This is a genomic window from Cupriavidus sp. NPDC089707 (genome assembly GCF_044748965.1).
Classification (GTDB): Bacteria; Pseudomonadota; Gammaproteobacteria; order Burkholderiales; family Burkholderiaceae; genus Cupriavidus.
Genome location: NZ_JBIVHB010000020.1, coordinates 40,435 through 62,870 on the forward strand (window position 1 = coordinate 40,435; position 22,436 = coordinate 62,870).

Annotated in this window: 19 protein-coding genes; 4 read left to right on the forward strand and 15 right to left on the reverse strand. The window is 64.4% G+C overall.

Annotated elements, in window-relative coordinates; translation table 11 throughout:
- Nucleotides 1-97 precede the first annotated feature (97 nt).
- Nucleotides 98-445, reverse strand: coding sequence for a hypothetical protein (locus ACIP1U_RS25130; protein WP_400320833.1), 348 nt, complete (start codon nt 443-445; stop codon nt 98-100).
- A gap of 286 nt (nt 446-731) precedes the next feature.
- Between ACIP1U_RS25130 and ACIP1U_RS25135 the strand changes: the two genes are divergently transcribed.
- Both ACIP1U_RS25135 and ACIP1U_RS25140 read left to right on the forward strand, forming a co-directional pair.
- A complete protein-coding gene (locus tag ACIP1U_RS25135) occupies nt 732-1,415 on the forward strand; it encodes a heavy metal response regulator transcription factor (RefSeq protein ID WP_400320835.1) in 684 nt (227 codons plus the stop codon).
- Entirely contained in the window at nt 1,412-2,830 is a 1,419-nt protein-coding gene (locus ACIP1U_RS25140) for a heavy metal sensor histidine kinase (RefSeq protein WP_400320838.1), read from the forward strand. The genes ACIP1U_RS25135 and ACIP1U_RS25140 overlap by 4 nt, the downstream gene beginning before the upstream one ends.
- 198 nt (nt 2,831-3,028) lie before the next feature.
- Here ACIP1U_RS25140 and ACIP1U_RS25145 read toward each other — a convergent pair whose 3' ends face one another.
- The 7 genes from ACIP1U_RS25145 to ACIP1U_RS25175 all read right to left on the reverse strand — a co-directional run bounded on the left by ACIP1U_RS25145 (nt 3,029) and on the right by ACIP1U_RS25175 (nt 10,960).
- On the reverse strand, nt 3,029-3,394 hold the full coding sequence (locus ACIP1U_RS25145; protein WP_400320841.1) for a hypothetical protein: 366 nt from the start codon (nt 3,392-3,394) through the stop codon (nt 3,029-3,031).
- A 48-nt stretch (nt 3,395-3,442) separates the two neighbouring features.
- Entirely contained in the window at nt 3,443-4,582 is a 1,140-nt protein-coding gene (locus ACIP1U_RS25150; RefSeq protein WP_400320843.1) for a porin, read from the reverse strand.
- 44 nt (nt 4,583-4,626) lie between these two features.
- Nucleotides 4,627-5,571 carry an aromatic amino acid DMT transporter YddG gene (yddG, locus tag ACIP1U_RS25155; protein ID WP_400320989.1) on the reverse strand — a complete coding sequence of 315 codons (945 nt, stop codon included), beginning with the start codon at nt 5,569-5,571 and terminating at the stop codon, nt 4,627-4,629.
- 179 nt (nt 5,572-5,750) lie between these two features.
- Nucleotides 5,751-7,259, reverse strand: a complete 1,509-nt coding sequence (locus tag ACIP1U_RS25160) for an aldehyde dehydrogenase (RefSeq protein ID WP_400320846.1) — start codon at nt 7,257-7,259, stop codon at nt 5,751-5,753.
- Nucleotides 7,259-8,167, reverse strand: a complete 909-nt coding sequence (locus ACIP1U_RS25165) for a dihydrodipicolinate synthase family protein (RefSeq protein ID WP_400320849.1) — start codon at nt 8,165-8,167, stop codon at nt 7,259-7,261. Before ACIP1U_RS25165 ends, ACIP1U_RS25160 begins: the two co-directional genes overlap by 1 nt.
- Before the next feature lie 47 nt (nt 8,168-8,214).
- Nucleotides 8,215-9,543 (reverse strand): MFS transporter, encoded by a 1,329-nt coding sequence (locus ACIP1U_RS25170; protein ID WP_400320852.1) that lies wholly within the window; start codon nt 9,541-9,543, stop codon nt 8,215-8,217.
- Nucleotides 9,544-9,640: 97 nt separating this feature from the next.
- A complete protein-coding gene (locus ACIP1U_RS25175; RefSeq protein WP_400320855.1) occupies nt 9,641-10,960 on the reverse strand; it encodes an NAD(P)/FAD-dependent oxidoreductase in 1,320 nt (439 codons plus the stop codon).
- A 278-nt stretch (nt 10,961-11,238) separates the two neighbouring features.
- Between ACIP1U_RS25175 and ACIP1U_RS25180 the strand changes: the two genes are divergently transcribed.
- Nucleotides 11,239-11,970 (forward strand): GntR family transcriptional regulator, encoded by a 732-nt coding sequence (locus ACIP1U_RS25180; RefSeq protein ID WP_400320856.1) that lies wholly within the window; start codon nt 11,239-11,241, stop codon nt 11,968-11,970.
- Between the two features lie 149 nt (nt 11,971-12,119).
- Here ACIP1U_RS25180 and ACIP1U_RS25185 read toward each other — a convergent pair whose 3' ends face one another.
- Genes ACIP1U_RS25185 through ACIP1U_RS25200 form a run of 4 tightly spaced genes read right to left on the reverse strand, consistent with a single transcriptional unit; the run spans nt 12,120 to nt 16,868 of the window.
- Nucleotides 12,120-12,380, reverse strand: coding sequence for a hypothetical protein (locus tag ACIP1U_RS25185; protein ID WP_400320859.1), 261 nt, complete (start codon nt 12,378-12,380; stop codon nt 12,120-12,122).
- Nucleotides 12,377-13,666 carry a hypothetical protein gene (locus ACIP1U_RS25190; RefSeq protein WP_400320862.1) on the reverse strand — a complete coding sequence of 430 codons (1,290 nt, stop codon included), beginning with the start codon at nt 13,664-13,666 and terminating at the stop codon, nt 12,377-12,379. The genes ACIP1U_RS25185 and ACIP1U_RS25190 overlap by 4 nt, the downstream gene beginning before the upstream one ends.
- Before the next feature lie 2 nt (nt 13,667-13,668).
- Nucleotides 13,669-16,605, reverse strand: coding sequence for a metallophosphoesterase (locus tag ACIP1U_RS25195; protein ID WP_400320864.1), 2,937 nt, complete (start codon nt 16,603-16,605; stop codon nt 13,669-13,671).
- Nucleotides 16,602-16,868: a hypothetical protein gene (locus tag ACIP1U_RS25200; protein ID WP_400320866.1), complete on the reverse strand. Its 267-nt coding sequence runs from the start codon at nt 16,866-16,868 to the stop codon at nt 16,602-16,604. The genes ACIP1U_RS25195 and ACIP1U_RS25200 overlap by 4 nt, the downstream gene beginning before the upstream one ends.
- Before the next feature lie 526 nt (nt 16,869-17,394).
- On the opposite strand from ACIP1U_RS25200, the gene ACIP1U_RS25205 reads away from it, so the two are divergent.
- A complete protein-coding gene (locus tag ACIP1U_RS25205; protein ID WP_400320868.1) occupies nt 17,395-18,648 on the forward strand; it encodes an alkyl sulfatase dimerization domain-containing protein in 1,254 nt (417 codons plus the stop codon).
- A 61-nt stretch (nt 18,649-18,709) separates the two neighbouring features.
- Here the strand turns inward: ACIP1U_RS25205 and ACIP1U_RS25210 are convergent, their stop codons facing one another.
- Genes ACIP1U_RS25210 through ACIP1U_RS25220 form a run of 3 tightly spaced genes read right to left on the reverse strand, consistent with a single transcriptional unit; the run spans nt 18,710 to nt 22,399 of the window.
- Nucleotides 18,710-19,723, reverse strand: a complete 1,014-nt coding sequence (locus ACIP1U_RS25210; protein WP_400320871.1) for a Bug family tripartite tricarboxylate transporter substrate binding protein — start codon at nt 19,721-19,723, stop codon at nt 18,710-18,712.
- 2 nt (nt 19,724-19,725) lie between these two features.
- Nucleotides 19,726-21,063, reverse strand: coding sequence for a DUF1254 domain-containing protein (locus tag ACIP1U_RS25215; RefSeq protein ID WP_400320874.1), 1,338 nt, complete (start codon nt 21,061-21,063; stop codon nt 19,726-19,728).
- 13 nt (nt 21,064-21,076) lie between these two features.
- Nucleotides 21,077-22,399 (reverse strand): DUF1254 domain-containing protein, encoded by a 1,323-nt coding sequence (locus tag ACIP1U_RS25220; RefSeq protein ID WP_400320875.1) that lies wholly within the window; start codon nt 22,397-22,399, stop codon nt 21,077-21,079.
- Nucleotides 22,400-22,436: the final 37 nt, after the last annotated feature.

The window sequence follows — 22,436 nt, forward strand, 5'->3', positions numbered from 1 at the left end:
TAAGACGGCCCGGCGGCATTGACGAAAGCCGCCGGTTGATTCTATCGCTTGAGTGCGGCTTGAATGCGGATTGAGTGCGGCTTGAGCGCGCGCGAGCTCAGCCGTTGGCGTCGGCGGGCCGGGGCTGGCTGCGCGCGCCATCGGTGAACGTGTCGCGCTGGCCAAGCACGCGGGCGCCATCGCTAAACACATCGAAACGGCTCTTGGCTGCTGCCGCGCTCGCGGCTCCGTCGGTGTACGGGTCAACCGGCCGCGGCGCGGCCCGCGCCGACAATGAGATGCTTGCGCAGGCCATCATCAGCATGGTCGGGATCAGGGCATGCAGCAGCGTGCGCCGAGGCGTGCTGCCGCGGAGCCACAGCATGCGCGTCCAGCGCGCACGTGCGCCGCGCGCGGTACGGCGGCCTGCGCTGCCGTGATGGTCGATTCTCTTGGTTGGGATCATGGAGGGACTCCTGTTTGTGAAGGTGAATCGGCCTGGCCAGGCACAGATACAGTCTATGGAGCGTTGCCGACGCCACCCTGACGCGTTGCTGACAATTGCGACAGGCACGGCGTGCGCCGGCGGCTTTCGCGGCCAAACCGTCTCTTTCACAGGCACGCCGTGCCTGCGCGGCGGGCGCTGGCGGCATGGCTGCACTGGTTCGGTGCAGCAACATCGCAACTGACAGGATTGACAGGTTCGATCCGGAGACTTCCTCTATATTGCTTAGATTCAGAGGACTGGACCCATGAAACTCCTGCTGGTCGAAGATGAAATCAAGACAGTCGATTACCTGCGCCGCGGCCTGTCCGAGAACGGCTATGTCGTCGATACGGCCAACAACGGCGTGGACGGCCTGCACCTGGCCTGTACCGAGCCCTACGATGCCATCGTGCTGGATGTCATGCTGCCGGTCATGGATGGCGTCTCGCTGCTGAAGTCGCTGCGCCGCGAGCAACTGACGCCGGTGCTGATGCTGACTGCGCGCGATGACCTGGACGACCGCCTCAATGCCTTTGACGCCGGTGCCGACGACTACCTGTCCAAGCCCTTTTCCTTCCTGGAATTGCTCGCGCGGCTCAACGTGCTGACGCGGCGCGGCCGCCAGACCGAGCCTGCGCAGCTGACCGTGGGCGACCTGCGCATCGACCTGCTGTCGCGCCGTGCCACGCGCGGCACGCGCCGCCTCGACCTGAGCGCGCGCGAGTTCACGCTGCTGTCGGTGCTGGCGCGGCGGCACGGACAGATCGTCTCCAAGACCGCGATCACCGAACTGGTCTGGGACATCAGCTTTGATTGCAACACCAATGTGGTCGAGGTGGCCGTCAAGCGACTGCGCGCCAAGCTGGACTGGCCCGGCGAGCCCAAGCTGCTGCATACCATCCGCGGCATGGGCTACGTGCTTGAACTGCGCGACGGCCTGCTGGCATGACCCGGAAACGTTCTATCGCGGTGCGGCTGGCGGCCATGTTCGGCCTGGCCGCGGCGCTGGTCTTCACCGTCACCGGCCTGGTGCTCTACCGCGTGCAGTGCCTGGAGCTGGAAAAACGCCAGCTTGGCGAGATCCGTGCCCGCTTCGACCTGGCCGGCTCCAAGGCCGCGGGCATGGGCACTGAACAGCAGTGGGAGCGCTTTGGCGCTATGCTGCGCACCCTGACGCCGGCCGACCATAGCGTGCGCTATGTCGTGGAAAGCGCCGATCCGCGCTTCAGCTACGGCGAACCCTTCCCGCGCGGCGCCGAGGCCACGCCGCGCGCGCCGGACGTGTGGGAGGTGGAATTCGACGACAACCGCTTCCTGGTGCTCAAACGCCGCATCCCCGCGCTGGAGGAGCGCCCCGAGGTAGTGCTGGCCGTGGCAGTGGACCAGGCGGCGTTTTTCGAGACCAGCCGCACGCTGGGGATCTCACTGGTGGTGTCATCGGTGCTGGGCGTGATCGCCGTGAGCCTGCTCGGCTGGCGCATCGCCAAGGCTGGCCTGGCGCCGATCGAACGGCTGTCGCACCACGCCAGCGCGCTCGACCCCAAGCAGCTCGAGCGCCTGCCCGATGCCGACCTGCCCGCCGAACTGTGCGGGCTGGTGCATGCCTTCAACGGCGCGCTTGACAAGCTCGAGCACGCCTACCAGCAACTGTCCGCCTTCAATGCGGACGTGGCGCATGAACTGCGCACACCGCTTGGCAATGTCATCGGCCAGACCCAGGTGGCGCTGTCCCGCCCGCGTAGCGTCGCGGAACTGGAAGAGATCCTGCAGTCCAATCTGGAAGACCTGGAGCGCCTGAGCCACATCGTCATCGACATGCTGTTCCTGGCGCAGTCCGACCGCGGCGCGCTGGCCCGCGACCTGGTGGAAGTGTCCGTGGCGCAAGAGGTGCGGCGCAGCGCGGACTTCCTCGACATGCTGTTCGAGGAAGCCGGCTCCACGCTGCTTGTCAGCGGCGACGCGAGGGTACGCGTCAATGTGTCGCTGCTGCAGCGCGCGCTGACCAATCTGATGAGCAATGCCCTGCAGCATGGCCGGCCGGGACGGCCAGTGGCAGTCACGATCGAACGGGCCGAGGGAACGCTGACCATCTCGATACGCAATGAATCCGACCGCCTGTCCACCATCCAGCCCGGCCGTCTGTTCGACCGCTTCTATCGCGCCGATGCCGCGCGCAGCGACAGCCGGCTGAACCACGGCCTGGGGCTGGCCATCGTCAAGGCCATCGCCACCATGCACGGCGGCAGCGTGTTCGCGCAAGTGCGGCGGGACACGATCCGGATTGGCATGACGCTGCCGATCAGCGATTCCGCGCATGACGCCCCCGCGCCGGCACGGCCGTTGCCGCGCCCCGCCGTGGTCTGATTGCGGCCGGCGTGGTGTCGGCGCACAAGGCCCCCGCGGCAATAGCGGCGGCAATCGCAATGCCGGGGGGTGTCACGCTTGATTGCATTCGGCACGGCACCAGGTTCCGCAAATGCTTTATCTCGGCGTGCCGCTCATGAAGCGGCCTGCTCCTGATAGTTCCCAAGCATGGACGGCATATGGAAGGCAGTTCACTGATCACGACCATGGCGAAGGCGTAGGTCGTCGCCTGTCAATGGCTGCACCGTTCTGCTTAAATGCCCTTGCGAAAAATTTCACTTCCGCCTCGATAGCGGACAGGCGCTGTTGCTGAATGCGACACTCTATCGACGAGCCTTCGGTGGCACTACCGACTTCGAATCGTTCGAGTTCATCTACGACACCTACTTCCGCATGCGCGAGCGGGACGTTCTCGCCATTGACGTCTACGGGAAGTTCAACTGGGGCGACGTGCCCTGGAGCATGATGTCGAAGCTCGGTGACAACCGCCGCATGCGGGGCTACTTCCTTGGCCAGTATCGCGACAAGGCAATGCTCACCGCCCAGGTCGAATACCGCTGGCATGTCGGCGGTCGCCAGGGAGCAACGCCCCGGATCGATGGACCGGAAGTCTCAGAAGAAGTGCCGGATCCCGGTGCGCAGCAGCAACTGATTCCGGCTGGAGGAGACGTTGGCCGCACCGGCGATATACGCGGCATCAAGAACCGTACCGGTGGCATCGCCGCCGACGCGCTGGTACATCCCCTGCAGATAGACATCGGTCCGCTTCGATAGCTGATAATCCGCCATCATGCCGATCGAATTGTAAGTGGGATGCTGCTTGCCGGATGTCGCATTGACGCTGGCGCGCGTATAGGTGTACATCACCCCCGCCCAATACGAGGCGCCAAACTGGTATTTCGCGTTGACCTCGAAGTTCTGGAACCTGAGTGAAGACAGTGTTCCCACCGGCGGAACGATCGGCCCGACATAGCCAGAGCTTTGCGGATTTTCCACATCGGTATTGGAATACACCACGCCCAGCGCAGCCTTGCCGATGGCATAGGTGGCCCCGGCACCAAAGATCCTCAGCCTGCTGCCCAGCAGGTTCTGGTCACCGCTGTTGTTGATGGCACCGTAGGACGTGGCCGACGGATTGTCGGCCCGCAGATAGGCTGCCGACACGACCAACCCGCCATTGGCATATTGGGCGCCAACACTGTACTGGCGATTGTTCGACCAGCTGGCGTCATCGCTGAAGCTGTACGTTGCGCCGAATTTCAGCCCACCCAGCGTCGGACTGGTGTACTTGACGGTGTTATTGACGCGGAATGTGTTGATCAGGTTGTCGTTATCGTACGGGTGGGCAAACATGTAGCCGCCCCACGTGCCACCCGCGGAATTCTGCGCCAGGAAGTCGACCACCGAGTCATATTGCCGGCCAGCGGTGAGCGCACCCACACTGTCACTGGAAAGACCCACGTATGCCTGCCGTCCGAACAGGAGACCGCCCTGGTACGCGCGGCCGCTATCCACGTCGAATCCGTTCTCAAGCTGGAACACGGCCTTGACGCCGCCGCCCAGGTCCTCCGTCCCTTTGAGGCCCCACCGGCTGCCATGCGGAAATCCGCTTGCCATCTCCACCATGCTGTGGCCACCGACGTTGCTCGTATAGTTGAGGCCCTCGTCGAGCACTCCATACAAGGTCACCGAGCCTTGTGCGAATGCCGGTGCAGACAACGCACACAGCAAGGCGGACAATCGAATCTTCATCTTTGTCTCCCCGGACATATTCTTGTCCTGTTTCTGAATGGATTTCACTGCCCATGGGCGCGTTCATGCGATGCGCCCGGTTCCGGCGATGCCGGTGCCTTGGAACGTTGTCCGCGCGTAGCGAGCCAACAGAGGATGGAGCCGGCGCAGACCATGGATGCGCCCTTCCAGAACGCGATCGACAGCGGCGTGCGCAACATCATCGCCGCCAGCGCAGCGGAAAGGACCGGGATGAAATAGGAGGCGCCTGCAAGCACCGTGACGTTGCCGTGCAGGATGCCAACGTTCCAGGCCGCATAGCCGAACCCCATCGCGGAGGCTGCCAGCGCCAGATAGAGGATGGCCTGGTAGCTGAACACCATCGCCCCGCCGTCGTCGGTGAAATACTTGATCCACAGGCTCAGCGCCGTCAGCATGAAGAACAGCGTGATGCCATTCTTGCCGCCTGCGATACGGCTGGTCACGGTGCAATAGGCGGCCCAGATCACGGCGCCCAGAAAGGCCAGCCCGTAGCTGAGGGGGTTGTCCTGGATATTTGCCGCCATCCCGGTGAAGTCCAGTCCCTGGTCGCCGCCAAGTACCCAGCAAATGCCAAGAATGGCAATCGAAAAGCCGGGAACGATCAGCAGGTTCGATTTCTGGCCGTTGAACGCAATGGCGCACAACATGGTAAAGGTCGGCCACAGGTAATTGACCATGCCGACCTCGATTGCCTGCCTGCCGCTGTTGGCATAGCCGATGGACAGGGACAGGCACAGCTCGTAGGAAACGAACAGGATGCTTCCCCATACGAGGTAGCGCCGCGGAAATTCACTCAGCCTGGCGAAACCGACGGTCAACCAAAGCAAGGCCGAGGCAACGGTATAGATCATGGCCGCGCCGCCGGTTGCGCCCAGGCTTTCACTGACGCCACGAATCAGGCCGACGATCGAACTCCATAACAGGATCGCGATAAGCCCGATGAGTGTTGCCTGACGCTTGCTTCGGATGACACCTGCTTGCATTGACTGATGACCTTATAGGGGACGGTAGAGGGACGGTGGAAGGACAAAATGCCGGAGCCGACTCCAGCGAGTCGCGCATGATACGTGGGTTGCGAGGCGGCCGGGCATCGCGCGAGCGCCATGCCCGGCCCCAACGGGACTCCGGGCATGGCTTGCCATTTCACTTAGCTGTTGCCCGCCTGGTCCGGTACGTCGATCCAGATGGTCTTCTGCTCGGTGTACTGGTCATGCGCCCAGATCGATTTGTCGCGGCCACCGAAGCCCGATTCCTTGTAGCCGCCGAACGGCGTGGTGATGTCACCCTCGCCGAAGCAGTTCACCGTCACCACGCCCGCACGGATCTCCCGCGACAGCCGGATCGCATGATTCAGGCTGCTCGTATAGACGGAGGCCGCGAGTCCGTAGACGGAGTCATTCGCCAGCGCGATGGCTTCGTCGACACTGTTGAACGTCGTAACCGAAAGGATGGGACCGAAGATCTCTTCCCGGAACAGCTTGCTGTCCTGGCCCACGCCGTCGACCACCGTCGGCTCGACGAAGATGCCGCCCTCCGTGCCGCCGCCGAAGGCCACCCGCAGTTGCTCGATGCCGGCCTGGTCGAGATACGAGCGCACCTTGCCAAAATGGGCTTCGCTGACCAGCGCACCGATCCGATGCTCCGGATCGAGGGGATTTCCCATCTTCCATTCGCGCATGTGAACACCGATGCGCGACAACAGTGCATCCTTGATGCCGGCATGCACGATCAGGCGCGACGAGGCCGAGCAGTTCTCGCCCATGTTCCAGAAGGCCCCGTTGACCACGTGCTGCGCGACGACATCCAGATTCTCCACATCGCTCAGCACCACCGCGGGATTCTTGCCGCCGCACTCGAGCACGATGCGCTTCAGGTTCGAATCGGCCGCGTACTTGAGAAACAGCCGGCCGGTAGCCGTCGAACCGGTGAAGCTGACCATGGAAACATCCATGTGCGTCCCCAGCGGCTCGCCCACCTCCTTGCCGCCGCCGGGCAGCACATTGAACACGCCGGCGGGCACGCCGGCCTCATGCGCAAGCTCGGCCACGCGCAATGCCGTCAGTGTGGTTTCCTTGGCCGGCTTGACGATGATCGAGCAGCCCGCGGCCAGCGAAGGGCCGATCTTCCACGCCAGCATCAGCAGCGGAAAGTTCCACGGCAGGACTAGGCCCACCACGCCGATGGGCTCGCGCACCACCAGCGACAAGGCGCCCGCCCCTACCGGAGCCGTGCTGTCATAGATCTTGTCGATCAGTTCGGCGTGCCAGCGGATCGTATGGATGGTCTCGGGAATGTCGGTGTTCTGGCATTCGCGAATCGGCTTGCCGCTGTCGAGGCTTTCCATCACCGCCAGTTCATGCGCGTGCCGCTCCAGGAGGTCGGCAAAGCGCAGCAGCACGGCCTTGCGCCCGGACGGGGAGCGGCGGTGCCAGCGCCCGTCCTCGAAGGCGGCCTTGGCCGTCGCCACGGCGATATCCACATCGCGAGCGTCACAGGCGGCGATACTGGCCAGCACTTCCCCGGTTGCGGGATTGGTGGTCTGGAACGTTGCGCCCGACACCGCGGGCACATAGGCGCCATCGATAAACGCCTGCGTCGGCAGTGCGATATCCCGGGCGATCGCGGCATATTCCGCTGCTGTCAGTAGCCGCGCCATCAGACCTTCCCCTCGACGGCCGCAGCGACCTCCTGCCTGAGCCTGGCGACGATCGCCTGCAACGCCTGTTGTTCGCCTTCGTCGAGCCCCTGCAGCGGGGCGCGCACGCCGCCCGGACGCAGGCCGGCGAGCTGGCAGCCGAATTTGATGGACTGCACGAATTTCCCACCCTCCAGGAAGTCCATCAGCGGCAGCATCGCCGCCATGATGCGACGGCCCTTGTCGAAATCCTTCTCGATGACACAGGCCTCGTAGAGCGCGACATGCTCGCGCGGGAGAAAGTTCGAGCCGGCGCAAACCCAGCTGCGCGCGCCCCAGGCAAAGAACTCCAGCGCCTGGTCGTCCCAGCCGCATGAAATATCGATGTTCTTGAACTCCGTTGCCAGCATATGCAGCTGCGCGGTCTGGCCCGAGCTTTCCTTGATGGCCACGAAGTTGCCGGAAGCCGCCGAGACAGTGCGGAAGAACTCACGGCCCATCGACACCCCCATCCGGCCGGGATAGTTGTAGAGCATGATAGGCAGGCCAGCGGCGCGGTCGACGGCGAGCGCGTGGGCGGCGTTTTCCTGCTCGGTCGGCAGCGCGTACGGCGGCGAGCCAACCAGGATGGCGTCGGCGCGGATGGCCTTGGCCGCCTTGGCATACTCGACCGAATCTTCGGTGCGCACTGCGCCGGTGCCGACGACCAGCGGCACGCGCGTACCGATGACTTCCCTGGCGAGCGCGGCAAGGTCAAGGCGCTCCTGTGCCGTATGCGCGTAGTATTCGCCGGTCGAGCCCCCGATGATGATGCCGTGGACTTTTGCCTCGATCAGCGATTCGAGGACTTCCGCAAAGGCGGCGTTGTCGATCTTGCCGTCTGCCGTCAAGGGCGTAATGGCTGGCGTATAGATGCCTTCGAATTTCATGGTTTCTCCGTGGTGGATCAGGAAGGATGTTGGTGATGAGGAGCGGCTTAGCGATTCAGCGATGCCGCTTCCTGAAGGCTGAGCGAGCGCGTTTCCGGAGCCAGCGCCAGCGATACCAGCAGGCCGAGCAGCGTGACCGCGGCGGCAGCGAACATGGTGTTGCCGATGCCGACACTCTGCAGCGAGATCGGCACCAGCCACGTGCCAACGGCCGCGCCGATGCGAGACAGCGAGGCGCCCATGCCGACCGCGGCGGAGCGGATCTCGGTGGGAAACAGTTCATTCGGATAGACCAGCTGCAGTACCTGGGCGCCGCCGATAAAGACCGCATACGCGCCGAACAGGACCAGCACCAGCATCTCGGCGCCGCTGGAGAACGCGCCCAGCCCCAGCAACGCAAGACCGGACCACAGGAAGCTATGGATCAGCATGCTGCGCCGGCCGATGACATTGATCAGCCGCGTGGCGATGATGCAGCCCACCACGAACAGCAGCGTGATGGCCACTGAGCCATACGACGCCCATGCGCCCTTCAGGTTGAGTGCCTGCAATACCGTCGGCGCGAACGCATACACGGCAAAGACAGGAATGACCGAGCAGCTCCAGAACACCGACACGAACAGCATGCGCTTGCCGTAGCCCGAGTGCAGCAGGCTCAGGATCGATACCTTTTTCTCGGCCGGCTGTTCCGGCAAATTCCGTAGCGAAAACGACGGGCCATAGACCTGCTTGATGACGCGCTCGGCCTCCGCGGTGCGCCCCTTGCTCAGCAGCCAGCGCGGCGATTCAGGCGTGCCGATGCGCAACAGCACCAGGACCACGCCGATCGCTGCCGGGCTGGCCAGCACCAGGCGCCATGCATCGGGCCGCCCGCTATCCAGGATCGCGTTTCCGACGATATAGGCAAGCGCGGCACCGGCGAACCACAGGATCGTCAGCATCGCCAGCCGTGGGCCGCGGTACTTCTTCGGCAAGAACTCCACCAGCAGGGATCCGGCGACCGGATATTCAAAGCCGACACCCACGCCGATCAGGAAGCGGAAGAAAAACAGCGCCACGCCCGAATCGGCCCAGAACTGCGCCACCGAGCACAGCACGAAGATCGTCGGCCCGAAGAAATACAGTTTTTGCCGGCCCAGATACCCGGTCAGCACGCCGCCGAGAAAGCCACCGCAAAAGATTCCGAGCAAGGCGGACGCCGCCACCATGCCTTGCCAGAAGCTGCTCAGTTCGAGCGCGGACGACAGCGGCACCATCGCCACGCCGATAATGCTCAGGACGTAGCCGTCCAGCACCCAGCCCCCGCCTGAGCGCACGCTCAGCAGTTGGTGGAAGCCATTCAACGGCACGTCTTCGATCGATACATTGTTTGCCACGCTTTGTCTCCTGCAATGCCCAGACCGCCTGGTGGAATGCGGAATCCGAGTCTTTTTAATGAAAGCCGAGGGGTCGTCGAACCCACGGATAGAGCGATCAGACCTCCCTGCCCGCGCGCCGCTGCCCCAACCAGAGATTGGCGTTCACGCCCACGGACAGGAGCGGCTCGGGCGGATTCCGGTTTGGCCCCGGCGATGCCAGCAGGAAGTCGATCAGGTCGTTGCGCTCGCCGGCGAGGTAATCCGCCAGCAAGGTCCCGGTGACGGTGCCGCGCGTCACGCCCAGGCCGTTGCAGCAAAGCGCGCCGTAGACATTGGGAGCGAGCTGGCCGAAATGGCCCATGTGATTGCGCGAGAGCGCCAGCGAGCCGCCCCACGTATATTCAAATTCGACGCCGGGCAGCATCGGGAACCTGCGCTCGAAGGATTCCCGGTGGGTCCTGACATAGCGGTCCAGGTATTTCTGCTGGCTCCGTCCGTCACGATTGAAGCTGAAGCTGTTCCTGACCAGGATGCGGTTGTCGTGGGTGCGGCGCAGCGTCGTCCCGAACGGGTCCGCGGGAATCAGGCCCCAGAACGGCTTGCCGCCGAGGCGCGCCTGCTCGGCCTCTGTCAACGGCCGGGTCAGGCTTGCGTAGGTGAAGATCGGCAGCATGGTCCCTTGCAGGAAGCCGAAGCGCATGCCGAAGGCGTTATTCGTGAGGATCAGCTGGTCCGCGACGATGCGGCCCTGCCGGTGTGACAGCACGATCTTTTCGCCGTATTCCACATCGGTGATGGCGGTGTGCTCGTAGAGTTCCACATTTGCGGGAAGGCTGTTGGCCAGACCCTTCACCAGCGCCGCCGGCTGGATCAGCGCGGTGCCGGGGGTGAACAGCGCCTTCCGGTAGTAGGACGTGCCGATGTGATCGGGCAAAGCCTCGCCTTCGATCATCTCGTACGGCTGGCCAAGCTTGTCCAGGCCGCGGCGATAGGCTTCCAGTACGGCGACACCGCGGTCTTCGATCGCTGCCTGGTACTTGCCGGAGGCCCGGAACTGGCAGTCGATCTGGTGTGCCTCCACCAACGACCTGAGGATTTTCTGCCCCGTCAGGTTCAGTTTCAGGCTGGTCTTCGCCGTTTCGATCTCGCCGATGTAGTCCTCTGCCCCGATGTCATGGGGCAGGTCGATCGCAAAGCCCGCATTCCGCCCGGAGGCGCCCAATCCCACCTCCTGGGCCTCCACCAGCACCACCGCATCGCCCGGGAAGTTGAGCGCCAGTTGCCGGGCCGCGGCGAGGCCGGTGAATCCGGCACCGATTACCACCCACCGCGCCTTGGTCTCTCCCGCATGCGATGGCTTCGGCTTGCGCGGCTGGCTCAGATGAAACCAGCCGCAGGTCGAATCGTCGGCGGGAATGGAAGTTACTTTGGTCATCTCGAAAACTCGCTGTCGCCCTTGTCTCCACCGCTCGCGATCCGGCGCCGAAGCGCGTGTCGTTTGTCGTCGTGGCTATTGTCTACAAATTGTAGACATAGAATATTCATACGCTAGACAGCTTGCCATCCGGGTAAACGCGACAACGAATCGATGGATATGAGCCTTATGAGGCATATGAAAGATATGAGGCATCTGCAGCCAGCAAGTCGGGCTGGCAGCGCTCCACCGGCGGTGTGCGATAAAATGTCTACGATTGATAGACAAAGGCGATGAACATGGCGAAGACAAAGGCAGCCGCCGAGAACGAGTCCCAGCTGGCCGATCCCTCCGTTGACCGGAAGGCGCTGCTGAGCGAAGCCCTGCGCAGGCGAATCGTCAGCATGGAGATGGCGCCGGGCGCCGTGGTGGATGAACTGGCGTTAAGCGAAGAGTTCGGCTTGTCCCGACCGCCTGTTCGCGAACTGATGCGGCAGATGGCGGCCGAGGGATATATCGAACTCGAGGCCAACCGGGCGGCGCGCGTGTCGTCGATGAACCATCAGTCGCTGCGGAATTTCTTCCTGGCCGCGCCGCTGATTTATATCGCGACCACGCAACTGGCCGCGTCGAATGCGACCCATGCCGAGATCGATGAACTGAAGAGGATTCAACTGCGGTTCCGCGAAGCCATCGAGAAGAACGATGTCGAAAATCGCGTGCTGTACAACGACCAGTTCCATCTGCAGATCGGCAAGATGGCGCATAACCCCTACCTGATGCCCAGTCTGCGTCGGATCCTGATCGACCATGCCCGGCTCGGCAAGATCTTCTACCGCCATCCGACCACGCACGACATGGAGGCGGATCTCGGCAAGGCGGCCGGCCAGCATGAACAGATCATCGAGGCGATCGAGCGTCACGATGCGGAAGCCGCCGGAAATATCGTGCGCGCGCACATGGACCTGTCCCGCCGAAGGATGACGGAGTACGTCGCGCCTGTCGGCGTGGAGGTGCCGCTGGCGTACTGACGCCGGGTCTGGCCGCGCCGTATGGCTAGCGCCGACAGCCATTTGCCGAGTGACGGTCAGCGGCGCAGCATCATGTCCGCGCCGGCGTGAAGCCGATCCTGACGATCTGCCAGTCGTCGATCGGCCACCGGTGGATTCTTCTGCGGCCCCTATTCCGTAGCAAACGTGACGCGCTTGCGCAGGTAGCCGCCGCCCTCGCGGCGCGTGCTGGTCTGGCTCACGATTAGCCAGTCGCGCAAATCACTTACGTCCTCATCGGTCTGTACCGGGAAGACGGCATCATTCGGCACCGTGCAAGCGTGGCGCAGCAGCGAATAGACGAGCATGTCGTCCATGCCGCGCTTGTAAAGCTTGCCATAGCGGATCTTGTTCAGGACGTTGAAAACCTTCATCACGCCGACCACCATCAAAGATGGATATTGCTGTCCTTGGTCGCGATCTGCTGGCCGGTGTAGCGCACCAGTCCGCTGGCATCGAGCTTCTGTACCTGGACGCCTGTGAAGTCGATGGCTTTGACGATGGCGGTATTGCGGAACGAGAGCGAGCCGATGTTGCTGGTGACGAAGGTGGCTTTTTCGCCATTGAGGTTGTCGATCAGAACGTTAGCCGAGTTGAACCAGTAAGTTGCTCTTGGGATGGTGCAGTTGCGGATAACAGTGGTGTCTTCACCACCCATGATCCAGCAGCCGGAAGTCTTGTCATCAACTTGCTTTGGCAGGTACCTAGATGATTGGTCGTCTCGGCCGCATTCCACATTCTCGAGCACAACGGACCTCAGGTTCTTTCGATTCTCAGGCGAGACAGCGCAATCGAGTGAGCGATAGAGTTGGTAGTAGTTTTCCTCAGCATTCACGTTGACTCCCCGGAACCGGCTGTTGCGGATGGTAATGGAGCGCGCATTGGCGAACATGTCGGTCATGGCGCCCGCCTGCACGCCCTCGATCAGCACGTCGCCCTGCACGTCGGACAGGCCGATTTCGAGAATGTCGAACTTGCTGTTGCGGATGGTCAGGCTTGTGGAATAAGACGGACCCAGGTTCGCTCCGCTCTTGAATATACAGTTTTCAATCGATACCGTAGCATAGACTCTCTTGCCATTGATTGATTCGCCATTGTTCACCCGGACCGATTCGAATCTGCAGTCGCGGTAGGTAACGACGCCATTGCCAGCCACACTCATGTACTGGCCGGTACAGCGCTCGTACGAAACATCTTGATTAAAGTAGATGGCGCCATAGTGGTTGGGATCGGGATTCTTGCCACCAAAATCGCATTCGACAAAGCGCACATTTTTGCTGACGGTGCCTGCCATTAGATAAGCTTCGCCTAAGGTGTCGCTTTGCGTAAACAGCACATCCTCCATGGAGGATGCCTGGAAATTCGATCCCGGAAACTGGCAGTGCTCGAACACGCAATTGCGGATGCGTGCCAAGTGGACGACGCCATAGAAGATGCAGTCGTAGAAGTGGATGCTCTCCCATTCCTTTTGATAGAAGTCCGTCCCACCGACGCCAAAGTCGGCGCCGCTGATCTTCAGTCGTTGATCTCCCAGCGCGGCCCGGCGCTGTTCGGGGTTCATCAGCAGCGCATATTCGCGCGGCAAGTCTTCGATTCGCTTGGCGGTCATGCGAGAGCATCCGGTGATGGTGAGGCTTGCCATGCCGAGCATGGCGAGAAAGCAGCGGCGAGTGGTCATAGTCACTCGACTTTTGTCACGCTTCTGGGGTCGGGATAGCGGTCACGAAATGTTGCATTTAGCCAGGGCCAATCCGGCACTTCCCCTTGCTCGCTTATCCGCCGGCACAACATTGGGATAGGCCCGATACCAGTCTTCCGTATGGTGAAGTCGACTGGGAAGAACCACGAATCGAGCTTGAAATGATCCGCCGGAAGCCCCTTGGGTGCCTGGAGCTTGACCTCGCAGAACCAGCGGGTCGCTTTCGAGTTATGTAGATCGGCAATGTTCTGCAGGCTGTCGGCTGCCAGCGTCATTCTGTAGACGCCACTTTGCGGCGCCGCTGCCGGAGCCTCGTAGGCCGATCCCCTGGCGGAACGCAGGAATGTCAACGTCGTATCAAAGGCTGTCCATGTGCCACCGTCAGGTTGCCCAGGGAGCTTGCCAAAACCCCACAACCGAACCGCTGCAATGCACGCCAGCTGTTGCGTCTTCGGGCCGACCACCATGAAGAAGCTATTCCCCTTGGCGGGCTCCCAATGGAGCACCCGCTCGATCTTGCTGATGTGCATATAATCCAGCGCCACCGCCAGCCGCGGTTGCGCGCTGCCTTCGGTATGGGCCACCTGGAGAAAGGGGGCTTTGGCCGATGGATCGTAGAGCGTGCCGGAGGGCGGGGTGAGCGTCCAGCCGCCCAGCTCGCCGTTCAGGTTCTGCACGCCGATCGGTCCGCCGCAGGAGCTGACCACGAACTTGGTCTTGCCGGCCTCGGTGGCATTGGCCGCATGCCCGGGCTGCAGGCCCGGGTCGAAGGCGCTCTCGATCTTCACGGCGTCGCCACTGCGCGCCGTGGTGTAGATGCCGGCACGATGCGAATGCCCGCTGAAGTGCACGTCCACGCCGCCGTTGCGGGACTGGTTGGCACAGTTGTCGAAGAACCAGCGAACGTTGCGCTCGCAGCTGCCCATGTTGTTGAAGTTCCAGCCGCCGCTGTTCTCGCCCGGCATGGTTTTCTCGGAGAGGAAATCAGCGGGTACGATGCGCCGGTCGGGGGCGGAGAATGCCACCTTGGGGTCATAGTTGACGAAGGTGAAGTGCGAGAAGAGCAGCGTCTTCGCCTGGTACTTGCTTTTGGCCAGGCGGGTGGTCCAGTCCAGCAGGATGCGCTGCGCCTCACTGATAGCCTGTTTGGCGCGCGGCAGGATGCCAGCCCCTTGCTTATCGGCCTGTAGCGGCCAGAAACCCGCCAGATTGATGTATTCCTCCTCCGCGCCCCAATCCAGGCCAAGCATGCACTGGCCGCCATAGAAATGGCGCCAGTCGGACAGTGGGGTGAACAGCGTAAAGAACCAGTCGTAGTGGTCGGCAGCAAAGTTATTGGTGGTGAGGACCTGGGGGTAGGTCGGCCCGTAAGCCAGGCAGGCCTCGTAGATGGTCAGGTTGTGATCGGCGGCAATGCCATCGTTGGCCTTCGCCTCAGCGAACTCGCTGGCGCGATCGAAGTCGTTGTAGGCACTTACGGTGCCGGCGGCCGTAGCCAGTATCCCTGGCTCGATCTGCCGCTTGCCGTGAGGGCCCTTGAGTGAGCCGGTGGTTTCCAATGCGCCCATTGCCATTACCCAGGCGTTCTGTCGCGGCGAGATCCCATAGGGCACCTGATAGGCCTCATGGTTGCCGGTGGTTAGGAACACCGGCAGGTTCAGGTCGCGACAGGCGTGGCGCAGCAGCGAATAGACGAGCATGTCGTCCATGCCACGCTTGTAAAGCTTGCCGTCGCGGATATTGTTCAGGACGTTGAAAACCTTCCATTGTTCGCCGATGTCGTTCGCTGGCACGGCGCCGGGGTCCAGGTTGCGGTTGAAGTCCAGCAAGTCCCCGGTGATGACCAGCGCATCCGCTTTGGGCGTTTGCTTGTTTCCGGTCGCAAAGCGCTTCACGAGCGCATGCAGCGCTGCGAAACTGTTGCACAGGCGGGAAGCTGGCGGGGCGTCCGGCGTACCGGGCGCGGCGGCGCCGCCGGGCAATTCCAGCAGATGGGCGGGCGACTTTGCCAGCGCGATCTGGCGCACGTTGACATGGACATCGGACAGATGGCCAATCCTGAGTTGCGCGGCCTTGCCGCGGATCACCGGGTGCCAGGCCATCAGCCGGTGCTTGCCGTCCGGGATCTGCCTTGGCAGCGCGTTGCCAGGCAACGCCGACGACAGGTCAAACTCGTACAGGCTGGGATAATGATTGCGCTGCGAATTGGCCTTCTGCCGGTCCAGGAACTCAAGGATGACCTGGTCCTGGTACTCCCACATCTCGATGCCCGCCAGTTCGGGACGCTGCGCATACTTTTGCGGCACCGGCACCATCCAGGCGAAGGTGTGCATGGCGCTCAGGCCCGCTCCACCCGGCAGCCTGGACAGGTCAATTTCGATCTCATAGATGTGGCTGAGTCCCGGATACATCTTCACCGTGTCAGGACGAATGATGGCCACCGGCTCGCCGTGGCGATTGACCATCAGTCCGCCCCGGAAATTCCCGACCTGCCACACGCGCACCGCCGTCATGGCCAGGGAGGCGGCTTTGCCGTCGGCAAACAGCATCGTGTCCTTGGGTTCCCTGGTCGGCTGCTTGCCCTTGATGGGGTACAGGCGCAGATGACGATCGACGAAGACGGCCCCGTATTTTGCGTTGAGCACCTTGTTGCCGAAGTACTCGTGAGGCTGCAACGGCGCGTCGAAACCGACGCCAAAATACCGATTCGCTAGAGCCTCGGCGGCAATGAAGATGCTGCACGTGTTCTGTCCCGGGGGAAGGATGAGCGGCGTGCCGAGGTTCGGACTGAGGATCACCGCGCGGATCGGCGCCTTCTCCTCGCAGTCCACGCAGCCTTCGATCTTGGGCTCGTGGGTGACAGCGGTGCAGGCGATGCGTACTTTCTCGGCGGCGGTGAGTTCCTGATTGGTAGTCATGACGCAATTCTCGATTTCAGATCGTCGGCAAAGCGCTGGCGCATGCCCCGCAGCGCCGGCAGGTCAAGGTTGGCGGCGGGGCCACCCAGGCCCCAGCGCTCGTCGGGCGTCTTGAACTCGACCGTATAGGAGAACAGCTCGTTCAGGTCCACAGTGCCTTGCACGCGTGCAACGGTCAGGGCGACCTGGCCGAGGATCTCGGGTAGGCCATCACCACGCAGGGTGACAGTGCGGAAGGACGGCAGCGGCAGTCGGTTGTCCATTGGCAGCGCTCCAACGAAAGACGTGGGGCCCGCGCAAAGCTCGATACCAATCAACGCCAGACGCGGGCTAGCCTTTCAGGCTACCCGGCAAATACCGGACTGCAATAGGAGAAATCCTAAAATTGCGAGACATCTTGAAGCAGCACTGTCCAACGGCGGAGGAGCCTGGGCGAGCCTTATTCAGCGCGCTTCCAAGGGATGATGAGCCTGGGCTGAGGCCCCGCAGGGGCATAAACCCACGGTTAGCGCCGCGGGTAATCCGGGCTTCGCTGCCGCCATACCGCGCAGCGCACCCTCCGGGAACTACCGCGCAAGGCCTGCTGCTAACCACGGGTTCACGCCGCCGCCGCGTGATCGCCGGCCGCGCCGCGCCGGCGCTGGCGGCGCGGGCAATGCGCTGGCGCACGCGGGGAGTTTCCCCAATCCCCACGCACCACCCGCTTGCGCGACATTGCCGTTCAGGGCAAGCCGCACCGTCCAGCGGATGGCGGCCTGCCACATCCATCTTTTGCTCAGGGAGTCACGCATGCAGGATTTCGAGGACAGGCCCGTCGCGCTGGTGACCGGCGCCGGGATCGAACCGATCGACGACGGCATCTGGCTGTTGCACGGGCAGGGACAGAGCTTCGTCGCCGACGTTGGAGGTGGACTGCTGGTGGTCGACAGCGGCCCGGGCGGCCGCGTCACCGCAGGCATGATCGAAGCGCTGCGCACGCAGACCAGCCTGCCGGTTCTGGCGCTGTGCTACAGCCACGGCCATATGGGCTACAACGCCGGCGTGCAGCAATGGCTTGACCATGCCGCCGCGCGCGGCGAGCCGGCGCCGCGCGTGCTGGCCCACGTCAACGTGCTGGCGCGCCAGGCGCGCTATCGCGAGACCGCGCGCATGCAGGAACGGATGGCGGAGATCCAGTTCCGCCGCCCGGCCGGCGCGCTGGCGGGCAAGCTCGGCCACACCATGCCGGCCGAGACCTTCGCAGAAGGCCTGACGCTGGGCCACGGCGAGCGCCGCGCCGAACTGCTGTGGGCGCCCTCGGAGACCGACGATGCGATCGCGGTCTGGCTGCCGGGACGGCGCGTGCTGTATGGCGGCCCGGCCGTGATCGATTCCATCCCCAATGTCGGCACGCCCTTCCGCACGCTGCGCGATACCGTGCGCTGGGCCGAGACGCTGGAGCGCATGGCCGCGCTGCAGCCGCGCACCGTGGTGCGCGAGTTCGGGCCGACGCTGCAAGGCGCCGCCGAATGCGAACGCGTGCTGGGCCAGACCGCGCGCGCGCTGCGCTGGCTGCGCGCCGAGGTGGTGCGGCTGATGAACGCCGGCTGCAACGAGCGCCAGATGCTGGCCGCACTGAAACCGCCGGCGGAGTTGTTCGAGCAGCCGTGGATGCGGCCGACGTACGGCGATCCGAGCTATATCGCGCGCGATATCTACCGTTCAGAGAACGGCTGGTGGGACCGCAACGCGACGACCCTGCATCCGGCCGCGCCGCAGGATGCCGCCACGGAAATCGCCGCGGCGGTGGCCGACCACGGCGCGCTGATCCGCCATGCGCAAGCCCTGGCCGGGCGCGGCGACACCCAGCTCGCGCTGCATGTGATCGACGTGCTGGCGCTCGCCCCGGGCGATGCGCCCGCGCTGGCCGAGGCGCGCCGGCTCAAGGCCGGGTGGCTGCGCCAGCGCGCCGGACAGGTCAGAAGCTATGTGTCGCGCAGCCTGTACGGCGCCGCCGCCGACATGCTGGAACACGGCGCGACCGACACCTTCGGCATCCACTGAACGCCCGCGTGAATGCCTGCATTCACGCCTGCACGCACGCCTGGATGTGGCGTGCGTGCCGCTACTCCAGCACCACGCCACTGGCCTTGATCACCGCGGCCCACTTGCGCACTTCCGCATCGATGAACCGCGCAAAGCCAGCACTGTCGCCCGGCTCGGGCTGCAATCCCAGCGCCGCCAGCTTGTTGCCCACCTCCGCGCCGGACAGCACCGCGCTGGCATCCTGGTTGAGCTGCCGCACGATCGCGTCGGGCGTGCCGGCCGGCGCCATCAGGCCGAACCAGCCGTAGCCGGTCACGCCGGGATAACCCTGCTCGACGAAGGTCGGCGCATCGGGATAGACCGGCGTGCGCTGTTCGGACGCTACCGCCAGCACCCGCAGCTGCCCTGCCTTGATGAACGGCAGCGCCGTCGTGATGGCGGTGAGCGTGGCGTCGACGCGGCCGGCCAGCAACTCGGTGTAGGCAGTGGCGTCGCCGCGGTAGTGCACGTTCAGCACCTTGAACTTCGCCTGTGTGCCGAACAGTTCCGCCGTCAGGTGCGGCCCGGACCCGGCGCCGGGCGAGGCGAAGGTGACACCATCCGACTTGGCGCGCGCCAGCTTCACGAAATCCGCGACCGAACGCGCCGGCGAATCCGCCTTGACGATCAGGAACACCGGCCCGAGCACGCGCGGCCCCACCGCGACGAAGTCCTTGTGGATGTCGTATTGCTGCGGCAGCTCGGCCGCCGTATTGATGGCGAACGGCGCGGCGGCCCACAGCAACGTGTAGCCGTCGGGGGCGGCGCGTGCCAGCGTTTCGTTGGCCACCCGGGTGCCGGCGCCTGGCTTGTTCTCGACCACGAACTGCTTGCCATACTTGCGGCTCAGCGCTTCGGCCAGCAGCCGCGCCGAGGTGTCGTTGGACCCGCCGGGGCCATACGGGGAGATCAGCCGCACCGTGCGCGCGGGATACGTCTGTCCCTGCGCCTGCGCCAGCGCGGCCAGCGGCGCCAGCGCGGGCGCCGCGCCCAGCATCATCACGCCGCGAAGGCGTGCCAGCATCTTCCTGCGCGATATCTTGTCGGCAGTCATCGTCATGCCTCCGCGGCCTGGATGCCCGGATACGAAAAGGTCTTGCCAAGGTGCGCCTCGCCCGGTACGTAGAGCCGCAGCGCCACGTAGAACGGCCCTGCCGGTGCCGGCAGCCAGTTGCCGTGGCGCGCCGCGTCGCGTGGCGCCACGGCACCCAGGTGCAGCCGCAGGCTGCCGTCCGCCTCGTAGCGCAGGCTCGGCGAACGGTCGCCCAGCGAATACCGGTCGATCGGGTTCTCCACCAGCATGCAATCGCCCTTGTCGTACATGGTCAGCGACCAGAACGCGCCCACCTGCGGCAGCTGGCCCGCGGGGAACACCAGCTCGTGCGGCTCGCTGCCGTCGAGCGGGCGACCGTGCGCGTCGCAGTCGGCGATGATGTACATGGCCTCTTCCATGCCGAGCGCGCCGATGTAGTTGCGCGCCACCTGCGCGCGCTCGGCATAGCGCTTGCCGAACGACGCGCCGATCTCGATCGGCAGGCTCCAGCCGCCGCCCAGCGCGGACGGCATCGGCGTGGCCAGTTCAGCCAGGACTTGCCCCATGGCAGCGGCCAGCAGCGCCACCTGCGCTTCTTTCAGCGGCACGCCCTCGTTCGCGGCACCGAGGCCGAGCGCGGCGAACGCCTGCACGGTCGCCGCCTCGTCCGCTGGCGGCGGGCTCTCGCGCAGCGCGCGGTTCACCACTTCGGCGTAGCGCCGCACCCGCTGCGGCGACGCGCCAAGGTGTTCGTTGGGCTGCATGCCCACATCGTAAGTGCGCACCGCGTCGCCGCCGTCCGGCAGCGTCAGCCGGATGCGGTCCTGCAGCGCATGCACCGCGGGCAGGTCGTCAGTGCCATCCACCAGCAGCCGGCCCAGCAGCCACACCGCATCGGTCGGACAGGCGATGGCGGTGGCCCCGGCCGGCGCTTCGCCCTGCCAGCCGGGGCCGTGCAGCAGGAAACGCCCGGCCTGCGTGCCGGTGGTGCGGCTGCCGATGTAGGCAAACGGGTTGGTATAGAAATCGAGCAGCCCGAGCACGTAGTAGCGACCGGCGCTGTCCGGCACTTCCAGCAGCAGCGGCCCCTGCGACAGGTCTAGCCAGGCGTTGCTGTAGAGCGTGTCGTTGTTGGGCGTCACCACCTGCCGGTGTTGCGGGCCGAGCAGCTGGCGCGTGTGGAAGACATGGTTGACCCAGCGCAACGTGCCGTCGGGGCGCTCGTCGGCAAAGGCGCCTTCGCGCCGGCGGCGCGGGCAGGTGGCGGCGCGCATGCGCGCCATTTCGTAGAGCGGCAGGGTGTAGAGCACGGCCTCGCGGGCCAACGCGGGTGTGCCGAAGTCGGCGGGGGATGACGTCATGGAATTTCGCTCCTCAGGCAATCCGGCGCACCGGCGGAATGCGGTACTCGCCCGCGATGAAGGCCGGCGCGGGATGGTACAGGCGCAGGATCAGGTAGAACGGACCCGCGGGTGCCGGCAGCCAGTTCTCGGGCTGCCCGGGCCGCCAGTGCGAGATCGGGATGACCAGGCTCCCGTCGGGCTCCATGCGCAGGCCCGGCGTGCGGTCTCCCACGGCATAGCGGCCGATCTCGTTGGCGCTGAAGAAGCGGTCCTCGCCGTACAGGGAGACCGACCAGAACGCCTGCGCCGGCGGCAACATGCCTGGCGGGAAGCGCAGTTCGTACGCGTGCGCTCCATTCAGCGGCTGGCTGTCGGCGTCGAAATCGGCCATCGCATAAATCGCTTCGTCGGCGCGCAGCGCACCGAGGCCCTTCATCGCGGTGCAGGCGCGCTGCAGCCAGTCATCGCCATAGGTGCCCAGCTTCAGGCTGTAGCCCCAGCTCTTGCGGCCCTGGCTGCGCGTATGCGCCTCGATCAGTTGCATGGCCTGGCGGTATGCGTGTTCCAGGCCAGCGCGGATCTCCGCGCGCAATGCCGTCACGTCGATCTCGCCCTCCAGCTTCAGGCCGGCCTTGCGCAGCAGCGTGAACGCGCCCAGCTCGCGTTCCGTGGGCGGGTACTCGCGCAGCGCGTTGAACAGGTTCTGGAAGAAGTCGAGCGCTTCATTGCCAGTCTCGCACCAGGCGCGCACGCATTGCGGCATCGTCTTGCCCGGCGCGTCGAGCGCAAACCCGCTTTCAAACGCCTTGGCCGCGGCCAGGTCGTCGGGGCCCTGCACCAGCACGCGGCCCAGCAGCCACACCAGCGAGGTCGGGCAGGCCACCACATGTTTTTTGCCTTCAGCGTGCTGGCCCGGGCCAACCAGCGTCACCGTGCCGCCTTCGACCGGCACGTTGCGCGGGCCCAGGTTCTCGAAGTTGTTGGTGCAGGCATCCAGCAGCTCCACCACGTAGTAGCGGTCGCGCTGCGGCAGGGTCGGCAGCGGCGGTACGCGCAGCGTGACCGGCCCATCGGCCAGGTTGACCCAGCCGCAGAAATACAGCAGGTCGTTGGCGGGCGTGACGATGTCGCGGTCTTCATGCGTCCACTGGCGCTCGCTCGCCGACAGCGTGTTGACCGGAGCGCGACCATAGCCGGTGGCCTCGCTGACCGCGGTCTGCACCTTGCAGGTACGGATCGTTTCGACCAGCGGATAGCCGTAGATCGCCACCGGTATGGCGGCGGCGGCGACCAGCGCTTCCTGGCTGGAACTGTAGACGGGTGCGGCGAAGAACTGTGGCGCGGGATGGTTCATGCAGGAGCTCCTGAAAATGGGCGAAAGAGTGGGAACG